Source organism: Emticicia oligotrophica DSM 17448, assembly GCF_000263195.1.
Lineage (GTDB): Bacteria > Bacteroidota > Bacteroidia > Cytophagales > Spirosomataceae > Emticicia > Emticicia oligotrophica.
Genome location: NC_018748.1, coordinates 227,953 through 241,790, shown reverse-complemented (window position 1 = coordinate 241,790; position 13,838 = coordinate 227,953). Strand labels below are relative to the sequence as shown.

Annotated in this window: 8 protein-coding genes; 3 read left to right on the top strand and 5 right to left on the bottom strand. The window is 37.4% G+C overall.

What is annotated here, in order from left to right:
* Positions 1 to 97: 97 nt before the first annotated feature.
* From EMTOL_RS01075 to EMTOL_RS01065, 3 genes are all read left to right on the top strand, one after another.
* Positions 98 to 1,342, top strand: coding sequence for an ABC transporter permease (locus tag EMTOL_RS01075; RefSeq protein WP_015027408.1), 1,245 nt, complete (start codon positions 98 to 100; stop codon positions 1,340 to 1,342).
* A gap of 214 nt (positions 1,343 to 1,556) precedes the next feature.
* Entirely contained in the window at positions 1,557 to 2,264 is a 708-nt protein-coding gene (gene tsaB, locus EMTOL_RS01070; RefSeq protein WP_015027407.1) for a tRNA (adenosine(37)-N6)-threonylcarbamoyltransferase complex dimerization subunit type 1 TsaB, read from the top strand.
* A gap of 330 nt (positions 2,265 to 2,594) precedes the next feature.
* Complete coding sequence (locus tag EMTOL_RS01065) at positions 2,595 to 3,671, top strand: BamA/TamA family outer membrane protein (RefSeq protein ID WP_052315332.1); 1,077 nt, start codon at positions 2,595 to 2,597, stop codon at positions 3,669 to 3,671.
* 8 nt (positions 3,672 to 3,679) lie between these two features.
* On the opposite strand, the gene EMTOL_RS01060 is transcribed toward EMTOL_RS01065, so the two are convergent.
* The 5 genes from EMTOL_RS01060 to EMTOL_RS01040 form a co-directional block, all read right to left on the bottom strand.
* Positions 3,680 to 4,843, bottom strand: coding sequence for an NRAMP family divalent metal transporter (locus EMTOL_RS01060; protein ID WP_015027405.1), 1,164 nt, complete (start codon positions 4,841 to 4,843; stop codon positions 3,680 to 3,682).
* 200 nt (positions 4,844 to 5,043) lie between these two features.
* Complete coding sequence (gcvP, locus tag EMTOL_RS01055; protein ID WP_015027404.1) at positions 5,044 to 7,920, bottom strand: aminomethyl-transferring glycine dehydrogenase; 2,877 nt, start codon at positions 7,918 to 7,920, stop codon at positions 5,044 to 5,046.
* 551 nt (positions 7,921 to 8,471) lie between these two features.
* Positions 8,472 to 10,604, bottom strand: a complete 2,133-nt coding sequence (locus EMTOL_RS01050; protein ID WP_015027403.1) for a xanthine dehydrogenase family protein molybdopterin-binding subunit — start codon at positions 10,602 to 10,604, stop codon at positions 8,472 to 8,474.
* A 75-nt stretch (positions 10,605 to 10,679) separates the two neighbouring features.
* A complete protein-coding gene (locus tag EMTOL_RS01045; RefSeq protein ID WP_015027402.1) occupies positions 10,680 to 11,138 on the bottom strand; it encodes a (2Fe-2S)-binding protein in 459 nt (152 codons plus the stop codon).
* 192 nt (positions 11,139 to 11,330) lie between these two features.
* A complete protein-coding gene (locus EMTOL_RS01040) occupies positions 11,331 to 13,742 on the bottom strand; it encodes a penicillin acylase family protein (protein ID WP_015027400.1) in 2,412 nt (803 codons plus the stop codon).
* Positions 13,743 to 13,838: the final 96 nt, after the last annotated feature.

Sequence of the window (13,838 nt, the reverse complement as noted above, 5' to 3'; positions counted from 1 at the left end):
ACTGATTGAGGAAATTCATTTACGAAAGTAATTTCGGTTGATTATTTTCGTGGATACATTAAATTGAGGTTTTGTGCCTAGCTAACATTTTAAAATTATGAAAGTACTATTACTAATATTAGAAAGTTTTCGATTTGCGATGAACGCTTTGCGAGAGAATATTCTCCGTACGGTTCTTTCTTTACTGGGAGTAACTGTTGGAATTTTTTCAATAATTGGCGTTTATACAATGGTCGATTCATTAGAGTCTAATATAAAGGGTAGTTTAAGTTCAATCGGTACGAATGTAATATACGTACAAAAATGGCCTTGGTTTTTTGGTGGGGGAGATTATCCGTGGTGGAAGTATTTTATGCGTCCAGAGCCTAAATATGATGAGTTTAAATATTTGAAAGAAAACCTAGAACACGCTCAATCAGTGGCAATGATGGATTTCTCGAGTGGGGTTTCTTGTAAAAAAGGTAGTAATAGTATCGAAGCTTTATGTCAAGGAATAACTTATGATTTTACCGATATTACCGAAGTACCTATTGTTAATGGTAGGTATTTTGCCCCTCAGGAAGTTGAGTCTGGAAGAAACGTTGCGATTTTAGGTGCGGATATTTCTGATGCTCTATTTCCTGATTCAGACCCAATCGGACAATCATTTAAAATGAAAGGTCAAACGCTAACGGTAATCGGTATTCAAGAAAGAAAAGGGAAACAAATTGCCGATTTTGGTGGTGAGCCAGACCAGAAAGTTTATATTCCTTTTTTAGCACATAAACGTATTTTCTCTTCGGGCGAACCTTATGGTGATATTGTTTTAAAAGGATTTGATACTGATGAAGGATTATTGGAACTGGAAGGAGAAACTACTGGTTTGATGCGTACTAAACGTGGTCTTCGACCAACTCAAGAGGATAATTTTGCTTTGAATCGCCCCGAAGCCGCCGCAGCAGCATTAGGACAACTCTTTGGCACAATTCGTACAAGTGGCTTTTTCATTGGATTATTTTCTTTACTTATTGGAGGTTTTGGTATTGCTAATATCATGTTTGTTTCGGTAAAAGAGCGTACAAATATCATTGGTATTCAGAAATCTCTTGGAGCTAAAAATTTCTTTATTCTTTTTCAATTCTTATTCGAGTCAGTTTTTTTGTGCCTAATTGGTGGATTCTTTGGCATTCTTTTAGTTTATCTCCTTAGTTTTTTACCACTGGGGTCACTTGATATTATTCTTACATCGAGCAATATTATTTTTGGATTAATCATAGCTAGTATCATCGGAGTTGTTTCGGGAATCATACCAGCGTGGCAAGCCGCACGTCTTGACCCAGTAATTGCCATTAGAAGTAAATAATAATTAATAAAGAAAATGTACCACTGAATTTATTCAGTTCTTATAAAATATCCTTTGTTTCAAAAGCCATTGAATTTATTCGATGGCTTTTAAAATGTTATACCACATCTTTGCTGATAAATGATAGGTAAATGTGTATTTTTGCAGGAAAATAGACCATATTAAGGAAATTACTTACCCTTAATTTTTGATTCAAATTCTTAATTACCGCTCAATGCCCATTATTTTAAGTATCGAAACTTCTACAAAAGGTTGTTCAGCAGCAATTCATCAAGATGGAAAGCTACTATCAATCAGCGAGATATATAATGAAAAATCTTCTTCTGGCATGTTAACTACGTTAATACAACACGTAGTAAAAACTGCAGGATTAACCTACGAAAGTCTCGATGCTATTGCTGTTGCAAAAGGGCCAGGTTCATATACTGGTTTACGCATTGGTGTTTCTACCGCTAAAGGTTTATGTTATACACTTGATAAACCATTGATTTCTGTAAATACTTTGGAAGCAATGGCATACGCAATTTCTGATTTTCGAATCTTAAATGAGGAATCCACAAGTTTCGATTTACTTTGCCCAATGCTTGATGCTCGCCGAATGGAAGTTTATTGTGCGATTTATAATGCTTACACACAAGAACAAGTAGAGGAAACTCAGGCAAAAATTATTGATGAAAATTCATTTAATGAAATCTTACAAAAGAAAAAAGTATTGTTTTTTGGCGATGGAGCTAGTAAATGTCGTAGTACTTTAGGTCAAAATCCCAATGCTCTTTTTTTAGAAACAACACTTAATCCATCTGCTAAAAGTGTGGGTATTTTGGCTACAAATGTATTCGAAAGAGGGCAATTTGAAAATGTAGCTGATTTTGAGCCTTTTTATCTCAAAGAATTTATGGCTACTACCGCGAAGGTAAAGTAATGTAAGATTTCATTTGTCTGTATTCTGTATATTCAATTGGTTCTAAATTTTGGTAGATGATTGGATGCCATTGAACTTTGAAAATTCTATCTTAAAATTTCAAATTGATAAATTGTCATTAAATTTCGGTGGTTGAGTAATGCCGAAATCATTGAAATTTGTGAGTAGCTTCGGCTTCGCTCAGCTACCGAGGTGTTAGTATTGCTTCGCTCAATTACCGAGGTGCTAGTATTGCTTCGCTAAATAACCTAATAAAACCTTAATAAATGCTAATTCAAACAATTAGTCTTTAATCTCGTTTTAATCTTGAAAGAAGATAAACTAATGAGAATGAAGTTTTTTTGTTTGGTTATATTATTATTCTTTGGTTTAGAAAAAGTTTCCGCACAAGATTCTACTCATAAACTACTCAGGGATAAAAATTTTGTGGCCTTACCTGTCGTTTTTCGACTACCCGAAACACGTTGGGGTGGAGGGGTAGGAGGTGTCGCCACTTTTGGCTTTGCCAAAGATTCCATCAATGCTAAATTATCACAAATTTCTTTTGGGACTACATTTACTCAAAATAAGCAAATACTTATTTTTATGCCTTTTAAAATATTTACCAATAATGGTAAATACTACTTCGCCTCTGAAAATGGTTGGTTTAGATATAATTATATTTATTCTGGAATTGGTGAAAATCGAGTACCAGAAGAAAAATACGATGCTGATTATGAGCGTGTTAGGTTACTAGCTACGCGTGCGATTAATGCCAAAACTTATGTAGGTCTAAGAGTAAATTTTGAAAACTACGTTGTCACGAAAACCAAAAAAGATGGAGAATTAGCTTCTGGAATCATTGATGGGAGTGATAAATCGCGTACATTAGGTTTAGGTTTAAGTTTTTTGAAAGATACCCGTGACCAAGTGTTTTATCCTAGAAAAGGTGTTTTTGGGGAATTTTTCATCGTTCCTTCAGGGAGATTTTTTGGTGCAAATCGCAATTTTACAAAGATTTCAGCAGATTTTGCTTTTTATAAATCATTGACTAATAAAACAGTTTGGGCTAGTAATTACGTTGCTATTGCTAATTTAGGAAATGTGCCATTCAATCAATTAGCATATTTAGGAGGACAATCGAAAATGCGAGGAATTTTTGAAGGTTACTTCCGTGATAAAAATGCCTTAATGATTCAACAAGAAGTTCGCCAAGAAGTTTGGAAACGCTTAGGAGCAGTTGCTTTTGGTTCGGTAGGTTTTATGGGAAGTGAGCATAATCATTTTTTACGCCTAAATAAACCCAAATTTACATATGGAGCAGGTTTGAGAATAGCTACCAAAAATCACCTAAATCTTCGCTTAGATTATGCCCTATCCCCATATACTGGCGGCAATTTTTACGCAACAATTGGTGAAGCATTTTGATTAATGCATCATTTTGGGAAAAATCCATAAACTGCCATGGCTGTCATAATCATTACCACTAACCACCCAATGATTTGTAAGAAGATGGAATGTTTATAATTACCAACAATTCGAGTCTTTCTACTTGCCACCAGCATAATGGCTAAGGCAATTGGGAGAATAAATCCATTGATTGTACCTACTAAAACAAGTATTTTTACAGGTTTCCCAATTAATACAAAAATAATTGTAGAGAAAACGATGAAGCCAATGATGATTTGTCGATGGAATTTTTCGAAACTTGGATGAAAAGTTCGTAAGAAAGATACAGATGTATAAGCTGCCCCAACTACTGAAGTAATAGCTGCACACCAAATAACTACTCCAAAGATTTTATACCCAATTTCTCCGGCAGCTAGCTGAAATACCGAAGCAGGTGGATTATCCTTATTCAAGGTCATTCCTGCAACAACAACACCCAATGAAGCTAAGAAAAGTAGGTATCTGACAATGGCCGTTACCAAAATACCGGTGGTTGCACTACGGTTGATTTCTGATAGGTTTTCTTCTCCACTAATGCCAGCATCCATCAAACGATGCACCCCCGCAAAAGTTATATAACCACCTACTGTTCCACCAACGAGTGTAACAGTGGCTAAAGCATCAAATTTTTGAGGAATTATTGTACGTTGAATAGCTTCAAAAATAGGAGGTTGAGAGACAAAAACTACATAGAGAATAAGTAGAATCATTAAAAAACCTAGAATTTTGGCAAAGTTATCCATTAATTTTCCTGCTTCTTTCGATAAAAAGATTCCAATTGCAATGCCAGAGCTTATAATAGCTCCCAACTTCACATCTATTCCAAATAATACCTCAAAGCCTAAACCTGCACCTGCAACATTCCCAATATTAAATGCCAAACCACCAATGACAATTAAGAAAGCTAAAAGGTAGCCCAAACCAAAGAATAATTCATTGGCCAAATCTTGGGCTGGTTTACGGCTCACCGAAACTACACGCCAAACATTCAATTGAGCTCCAATATCAAGTAAAATGGAAAGTAAAATCACAAAACCGAAACTAGCTGCTAATTGCTGTGTGAAAACAGTAGTTTGTGTCAAAAAGCCTGGACCAATAGCTGAAGTGGCCATTAGAAAAGCAGCTCCAAGTAAGGCATTTTTATTTTTCATTAGAGGGTTTCGTTTGTGATTAATTACAAAGAAAGTAATTTTTGAAGAAGAAATTCAAGGATTTATTGAAAATGTATAGGCAATTTATATTTTCTGAGATTGAGAATAAAAGTGTGGAACACCTTTACGATAAGAGCGTCCTAAACTTTGATTAGTTACAAAGTTTAGGACGCTCTTACCTAAGATGTGCCTCAAATTATTTAATTTTCTGCATAAGCCTCAACTGGCTCGCAAGCACAAATGAGGTTTCTATCTCCATAAGCCGAGTCTATGCGGCTAACTGTTGCCCAGAACTTATTTGCTTTAACATAAGCTAGAGGATAAGCTGCTTTTTCTCTCGAATAAGGTCTTGTCCATTCTTCTGTTAAAACTACTGGAGCAGTATGAGGGGCATGTTTCAATACATTATTTGCTTTATCCGCTTTGCCTTCTTCAATTTCTCTGATTTCTTCACGAATGCTCAATAATGCATCACAGAAACGATCAAGTTCAGCTTTTGATTCTGACTCTGTTGGTTCAATCATCAATGTTCCAGCTACTGGGAACGAAAGCGTAGGAGCATGGAAGTTATAATCCATCAAACGTTTGGCTACGTCTTCTGCCTCAACACCTGCACTTGCCTTGAACGGACGCAAATCAACAATCATTTCGTGAGCACAGTGTCCACTATCTGCGGTATAAAGGATTTGGTATTCGCCTTCTAAACGAGATTTGATATAATTCGCATTTAAGATAGCATTTTTAGTGGCATTGGTTAAGCCTTCTCCCCCCATCATAGCAATGTAAGCGTATGAAATAGTAAGGATACTTGCACTACCAAATGGAGCTGCTGAAATTCCATGAATTCCAAATTTCCCGCCCATATTAACCACTGCATTAGTGGGTAAAAATTCAGCTAAATGCTGAGCTACACCGATTGGTCCCATTCCAGGGCCACCACCACCGTGAGGAATACAGAATGTTTTATGTAGGTTGAGGTGACAAACATCCGCTCCAATGGTAGCAGGAGAGGTCAAACCTACTTGGGCATTCATATTTGCACCATCCATATATACTTGTCCGCCGTGAGCGTGAATCAAGTCGCAAATTTCAATGATAGATTCTTCAAAAACACCGTGCGTCGATGGGTAAGTTACCATCAAACAAGCTAAGTTTGCTGAGTATTGTTCGGCTTTTGCTTTTAAATCAGCCACATCAATATTTCCTTTTTCATCACATTTGGTCACAACCACCTGCATACCTGCCATTACTGCAGAAGCTGGGTTTGTACCGTGAGCCGATGAAGGAATTAAAGCAATATTGCGGTGTGAATCCCCACGACTTTCGTGGTAAGCACGAATTACCATCAAACCTGCGTATTCACCTTGTGCCCCCGAGTTTGGTTGTAGTGACATTTGAGCAAAACCAGTTACTTCACAAAGCCAGTCGTTCAAGTTTTTGAATAATTCTTGATAGCCTTCCGCTTGATTCTGCGGAGCAAATGGGTGGATATTCCCAAATTCTGGCCAAGTTACAGGAATCATTTCAGCCGTTGCATTAAGCTTCATCGTACAACTTCCCAATGAAATCATTGAGTGAACCAACGATAAATCTTTATTCTCTAAAGATTTTAAGTAACGCAACATTTCGTGTTCAGTATGATAACTACTAAACACTGGATGAGTCATGTAATCAGAAGTTCGGTTTAAGCCCGGTGCAAAACCAATTTCTACTTCAGATTTTAAGTTGATAGTCGTTGCTTTTCCGTTGGCTTCTGCAAAGATATTTAGCAGGAGTTCTACATCTTTGAGTGTTTTACGTTCATCAAATGAAACACCAACGTTTCCATCTGCATAGTAACGTAAGTTTACCTCATTCTTTTCAGCAATAGCACGAAGTTTTGAACTATCTTCTACGTGGAGTGTTACGGTATCGAAATAATTTTTATTGATTACCTGATAATCAAGGCCTTCAACTGATTCAGCAAATAATTTAGCTAATCCATGTACTTTTGCTGCAATTCCTTTCAAACCTGCTGGTCCATGATAGATACCATAAGCAGCCGCCATTACCGAAAGCAGTACTTGAGCTGTACAAATATTTGAAGTAGCTTTTTCACGACGAATGTGTTGTTCACGTGTTTGTAATGCCATTCTTAGTGCACGATTGCCTTGTGCATCAACCGAAACACCAATAATACGGCCAGGAATCTGACGCTTAAAAGAATCTTTAGTAGCAAAGAATGCGGCATGAGGTCCACCATAACCCATCGGAACACCTAAGCGTTGTGCCGAACCAACTACAACATCAGCACCCATTTCACCTGGAGGAGTAAGAAGGGTTAAAGAAAGTAAATCAGCAGCAACCGCTGTAAATACATTAAGCTCATGAGCCGATGCAATCAAATCTGTATAGTCATATACTTCGCCATTAGTAGCTGGGTATTGCAGTAAAATTCCGTAGAGGTCTTCGTTTGTAAGGTCATAAGTAATATGGTTACCAACTACAACATGAATGCCTAATGGTTTTGCACGACCAATCACCAAATCAATGGTTTGTGGGTGACAAAGTTCTGAAACGAAGAAAGTTTGAGCGTTTTTCTTAGCAGCAGGACGCACACTATGGAGCATCGTCATGGCTTCAGCAGCGGCAGTTCCTTCATCAAGTAAAGAAGCATTGGCAATTTCCATTCCTGTTAGTTCAATTACCATAGTTTGGAAATTGAGTAACATTTCTAAACGACCTTGGGCAATTTCAGCCTGATAAGGTGTGTAGGCAGTGTACCAAGATGGATTTTCTAATATATTTCTCAAAACTACATTCGGTACGATTGTATCGTAGTAGCCAGTACCGATAAAAGATTTGTAGATTTTATTTTTTTGAGCTAAAGCTTTGAAGTCAGCCAAGAACTCCACCTCTGATTTCGAAGATGGTAAGTTTAATGCATTTTTCAAACGGATTTTTTCAGGAACTGTTTGGTCAATTAGTTCATCTAGTGAATTAACGCCAATTGTATTAAACATGGCTTGAAGGTCATTTTGGCTTTTGCCGTGGTGACGACTCTCAAAGGATTCTTGCGTACTAAGGTTTACTTTCATCGGTGAAAAACCCCCTGCCCCTGAAGGGGAGTTTATTTTTGAATTGATTCATGCTTTGGGGTGTAAATCTGCATGAATTGTTTGTTTAGATGAGTTTGCAAATATACTAAAATTATAAATTAATTGTTAAAACAAATTGTTAGAAATATTAGAGAAATTTTATGGAATATTTTTGAAGGATAGTAATTTAATCTATAAATCTTGTCTTATTTAGAGAAAATATCTATAATGTGATTCTAGCGAAAAAGTGTGCTACAAAAGAAAATATATGTAATTTTTAGCTTTGGCAAATAAAATAAGTCTGAGATTAAGATATGAAATAGAATGTTTTTATTTTAATTATTTTGATTGAAAACTTGTAGTTTTTGTCAATTTAAAAAAGAATGAATTTATAAGTGAGTAATGTTGAGTTTTGTATAGTTTGATTTTTTATCTGGGAAATGATGAAAAAAACATCGGGGTTTTAAGCTTATCTTAGCTATTGCGTAATAAAAAACAACAAAGCCAAATCAGTTTCATAGCTGATTTGGCTTTTATTGAAAGTGAGAGTCTTAAGAAATACCCTCAAACATTTTTTCATCTTCTTCAACAAATGGTTGGTTGCGAAGACGCTTACCAGTTGCTTTAAATATTGCATTGGCAACAGAACCACCAGTAGGAGGAAGGGCAGGTTCTCCAAGACCAGTTGGGTCAATGCCATTATTAACAAAATGCACTTCAATTGCTGGAATTTCGTTCATTTTTATAATTCTAAATGCATTAAAGTTATTTTGGATTGGAGCTCCATCTTTAAAAGTTAGATTTCCATACATGGCATGTCCGATTCCATCTACAATTCCACCCATTACTTGGTTTCTTGCACCACTTTGATTGACAACTATACCACAATCAACAGCGGCATGAATTTTTTGTATTACAGGCTTTCCTTTTTTCAGTACTACATCAGCCACTTGAGCCACATAAGATGCATGTGAGAAATAAACGCTAAAGCCTTGACTTACACCTTTTTTCTTCTTGCCCCAACCCGATTTTTCTGCCGCTAACTCAATCACTGCTTTCATACGGTCGATATCATATTTGATAGGCCCTGTTGGTGAAGTTTTGGCTTTTTCTAATAAATCAAGTCTGAATTGAACAGGGTCTTTACCAGCGGCGTTGGCAACTTCATCAATGAAAGATTGCTCGGCAAATGCCAAGAAGTTAGTAATTGGAGCACGCCAAGGTCCAGTGGTAATTGGTGATTTATGTTCTACAGAATCTATCAATAAATTTGGAACTGCACCTGAAGGAAAATTGTCTTGGCGAGTTGAGTTACCAGCATTAATTCCCGCACCTCGAAGGGTATAGCCAATCATATTTCCTTGTTTATCGAGGGCAGCTCGGAAACGATAGCGAACCGCAGGACGATAACTTCCACCGCTCATATCATCTTCACGCGTCCACATCACTTTCACAGGAGCTTTAATGATACTCGAAAGCTCAGCTGCTTCCAAAACGTAGTCAGTTCCTAATCTTCTACCAAATCCACCACCCATTTTAGTGAGTTCAACACTTACTTTCTCAACTGGAATATTGAGTAATTTTGCAGTTTGTGTTTGTGCTGCCTGAGGAGTTTGGGTTGGACCAACTAATTCAACGCCATCTTCACGAACGTGAGCGAAGAAATTCATAGGTTCCATTGGATTATGAGGCAAGAATGGACATTGATATTCTGCCTCTACAATTTTTGCAGCATCTTTAAAGGCTGTCTCAACATCTCCATCTTTTCTACGAACTTCTGCTTTATTACTATCTAATAGTTCCTTGAAAATTTTGTTGTGTTCGTCAGTACTTTCAAGATTAGAGGCTTTTTCCCATTCTATCTTTACTAACTCACGGGCTTTCTTAACTTCCCAAGTAGATTTTCCAACAATGGCCACTTTATCTTTAAACGACACGACCTCAATGCCGGGAGCAGACGCTTTAGCTGCTGAAGCATCAAAAGATTTTAGTTTCATGCCAAAAGCAGCTGGTCGCTGAATCATGGCAAACTTCATTCCTTCACGATAAAAGTCGAGCCCAAAAAGTGGTTTTCCTGTGAGAACCCCATAATTATCAACACCTTTTACCGTTGAACCAATGAGTTTAAAGTCTTTTTTGTCTTTTAGTTTAACGTCAGTAGGTGGTGTAAGTTTAGCAGCATCATTGGCTAATTCTCCATAACTTAGTTTTTTGCCCGAAGTATGAACAACAAAACCCTTATCCGTGCTACATTCGCTAGCTGAAACTCCCCAACGCTTAGCTGCTGCTTCAATAAGCATTTGGCGGGCAGTTGCACCTGCTTTACGTAGGCGTTGCCATGAATGAGGAATCGAACCGCTACCACCAGCTACTTGTCGTTCGAATTTTTTGGTATCAAGCGGAGCTTGAACTACTTTTACATTATTCCAATCTACATCCAATTCTTCTGCAACAATGATTGGGAATGCAGTTTTAATGCCTTGTCCGATTTCAGGATTAGGTGACAGAATCGTAACGATGCCATCGGGTTGGATAGATAAATATGCATTGAAACTATTGCTTGCACTTTCTACCACTTGTGCGGCCGATGCTTCTTGTCCAAACCAATTAAAGCCCAAAAGCAAGCCTCCAGTACTAAGGACAGAAGTTTTTAAGAAATCTCGTCGGCTATTATGTTTTGTCATGATTTTATATCTTGATTTTAGATTAAAAATGAATCGTTAGTTATGAATGATGAAAATTCATTCAAACTTTAAAAATTACATTTTTGATGCTGCTAATTGAACAGCCTCTTTGATGCGGTGATAAGTGCCACAACGACATAAGTTAGCCGACATAGCTGCTTCAATTTCCTCTAAACTTGGCTTTGAATTCTTTTTCAAGAATGATACAGCGGTCATGATTTGTCCTGCTTGGCAATATCCGCACTGTGGAACATCCATTGCATCCCATGCTTGTTGAACAGGGTGGTCACATTTTTCAGAAAGGCCTTCTATTGTCGTAATTTTTGAATCAGATACCGATGAAACAGGCAACACACAAGAGCGTGTAGCTTCACCGTTCACGTGTACAGTACAAGCACCACACATGGCCATTCCGCAGCCATATTTTGTACCAACGAGGCCGAGGTTATCACGTAAAACCCAAAGAAGTGGGGTGTCTGGAGATGCGTCGGTTTCGTATTCTTTACCGTTGATTTTGAGTTTATATTTTGCCATTTTTGTAGGTAATAATGGTGAAAATGAATAGAGTAAAGCTTATTTATGTTTGAAAATATCTGTGTTAATAGAAATTATGATTCCGTTTATAGAATATTTATAATACATAAAATTAAAGAAATTGTTCTTAATTGGGCTAATTATTTAAGGATTTTGGCCTACAATTTAGACCAAAATCCTATTTTCAGCGATTTATGGCTTCAAAATTAATTTCCCTGTTTTTACCTTCTCAATTTCTGTTCGATTCATTAATTCTGGACGAGACCCACCTTTTACAAACATCTCGGCTTGGTCACCATAATGTTTACTCATTACATTACCCGACTGTCCACTTGGTAAAACGCTTCTTCCGTGCTCGGCATCGCCAAAATCTACAATTCTACGCAGGGCGGGTCCGTAGGTAACTTTATAGGTTCCACTTGAATCAATTGGAAAGTCTAAATTATTAATGGTTTCTCGTCCGCCCGGTGCTGGGAGTGGACCCACATTGAAAAATTTACCAATAACGGGCACAATTCCCAGCGGATGATTGTGCGTAAGTGTATGCACTTTACCCCATTGCCAATCATTCATTTCTTTTCCTAGTTGCTCTGCAAGGCTATTTAGAGCTTCGTTCAATGATTGTGTAAGAATTTCTTTACGAGTTTCTTTTTTAGGGGTCGAAATATTATCCCACCAAGGCGAGGCATCATTTCGCATCAATGACGCCATATTTCGTTTGAAATTTCCGTTATGCTCGAAAGCTTTAAAGACTTCATTGCCTAACTCATCTTTGATTGTGTTGACAAAGAAATGATACAAGAAACGATAATAAATGGTTGGTTCTGTATCTTCTAAATCATGTGACCCGTCCCACTTAGCTAATTTTTCGTAAGCTACTTTTGCTGGTTCGTTCAGTTGAGTTCTATCAATTACAGGTAAAATATCTTTTAAAAGAGCCTTGTATGGGGAAGAGGTTACATCGTTGATAACTTGACGAACACTTTCTTCTGTCCAATCTTTCTTGTCGTTGAATAATAATTCTTCAATGCGACTTGCTCGATTGCCTGCTACATAATAGCCCGCTACAAGACCATTCCCCATATCGGCAGGTTGGTTATTAGCCGTGTAAAGTACCCCACGTTTAGGATTCAGTATTTGAGGATTCAATGAGAAATCATACCAGCCTTGTGGGTCATCATTACCAGTTGAGCCATCCAAAATAACCATTGGGTTGACATGTGCAGGACGTTTCGGTAATCTTCCTGCCGCCCACCAAGCGATATTTCCTTCAGTATCTCCCCACATTACATTTAATCCCGGTGAAGTCAGTTTACTTACTGCCTCGCCAACTTCGGTCGCATTTTTGGCATGAGCCATTTTATAGAAAGATTCTAAATGGTAGCTTGGAAATTGGTTAAATACCCACCAAAGAGCAATTGGCTCTTTTTGGTCAGCCATTTTATCAAAACTTTCATTCATAATGATTCCATGTCGAGAAGTTTTGATGGCAATTTTTACATCACCTTTGTCTTTTACTTTGATAACTTCTTCTCTAACTTTCAAATCTTCCCAGTGATCTTTATACCAAACTTGGTTAGGATTGGCAGGGTTAGCTTTTTCACGGAAGAAATCAACATCGTCGTTCTCGAACATCGTTAGTCCCCAACCGCCATATTGTGAGTGTCCTAGAGCCCCTACAGGTGTTCCAGCTAAGAAATTTCCATAAAATTTAAAATTAGGGCATTCGAGGTGTGCTTCGTACCAAACTGATGGTTGTGAGAATGCAATGTGGGTATCGTTTGATAAGATAGGTTTACCAGATTTAGTTTTAGAGCCAGCGATAACCCAGCCATTTGAACCGTGATAAGGTGGAAAAGGAGAATTATATTCAATATTTGTCAATTGATTAGCCATTTTTGCCAATATTTCTGAAGATTGAACTTTAGATTCTTGTGCTTGGGTTGGAATTTTTGGTTCGTTTGCAGGCCAAGCCGACATGACATCTTTCAGATATTCAGGGCCATATTTGCTTTGAATCATGGTTGCGATTGATTCTGAACGAAATGCTTCGGCAAATGTAAAACCCATGTAACCCATAATAATTTGCATATCAGCTAACTCAAATGGAGTTTTTTTGATGCCAATGATTGAAAATTCAATGGGGGTTTTACCATTCTGAATGTATTCGTTTACACCTTTGATGTAAGCTTGAGCTGCTTTAACAAATGGTGCATTAGGATTGGTCATAAGTACCGAATCAATGGTCCACTGAGCGTGTTTTCGGAAACTTAGTGTACGAAAAAATTTATCAGAAGGGAGTGCTTTTTCTCCGAATAATTCAGCTAAACGGCCATCGGCAAGGCGTCTGACGATTTCCATTTGAAAAAGACGATCCTGGGCGTGGACATAACCAAATGCTTGGAATAAATCTTCTTCGTTTTGTGCGTAAATGTGAGGCACACCGAAATCATCATAAACGACTTCGACTGGTGCTTTCAGTCCTTTGAGTTGGAGTTCACCATCAAGTTTAGGTTTTGTGCTTTGAAGATAAAAGAAAATGCCAACAGTAGCTACCACGAGCAAAATTAGCAGTCCTAATAAAATTTTTTTGACAATTTTCATTAAAAAACGGTTTTTAGGTTGATTTTGTTGAAATGTAAAAATAAGAAGAAAAAATGGTAGTATTTCAAAAAAAAAGTACACTTCATTAAGATTTAA

What these genes read in the sequence shown, in the direction of transcription:
- EMTOL_RS01075 (WP_015027408.1), top strand. Translation starts at nt 98, where the DNA reads ATGAAAGTACTATTACTAATATTAGAAAGTTTTCGATTTGCGATGAAC.
- tsaB (WP_015027407.1), top strand. Translation starts at nt 1,557, where the DNA reads ATGCCCATTATTTTAAGTATCGAAACTTCTACAAAAGGTTGTTCAGCA.
- EMTOL_RS01065 (WP_052315332.1), top strand. Translation starts at nt 2,595, where the DNA reads ATGAAGTTTTTTTGTTTGGTTATATTATTATTCTTTGGTTTAGAAAAA.
- EMTOL_RS01060 (WP_015027405.1), bottom strand. Translation starts at nt 4,843, where the DNA reads ATGAAAAATAAAAATGCCTTACTTGGAGCTGCTTTTCTAATGGCCACT.
- gcvP (WP_015027404.1), bottom strand. Translation starts at nt 7,920, where the DNA reads ATGAAAGTAAACCTTAGTACGCAAGAATCCTTTGAGAGTCGTCACCAC.
- EMTOL_RS01050 (WP_015027403.1), bottom strand. Translation starts at nt 10,604, where the DNA reads ATGACAAAACATAATAGCCGACGAGATTTCTTAAAAACTTCTGTCCTT.
- EMTOL_RS01045 (WP_015027402.1), bottom strand. Translation starts at nt 11,138, where the DNA reads ATGGCAAAATATAAACTCAAAATCAACGGTAAAGAATACGAAACCGAC.
- EMTOL_RS01040 (WP_015027400.1), bottom strand. Translation starts at nt 13,742, where the DNA reads ATGAAAATTGTCAAAAAAATTTTATTAGGACTGCTAATTTTGCTCGTG.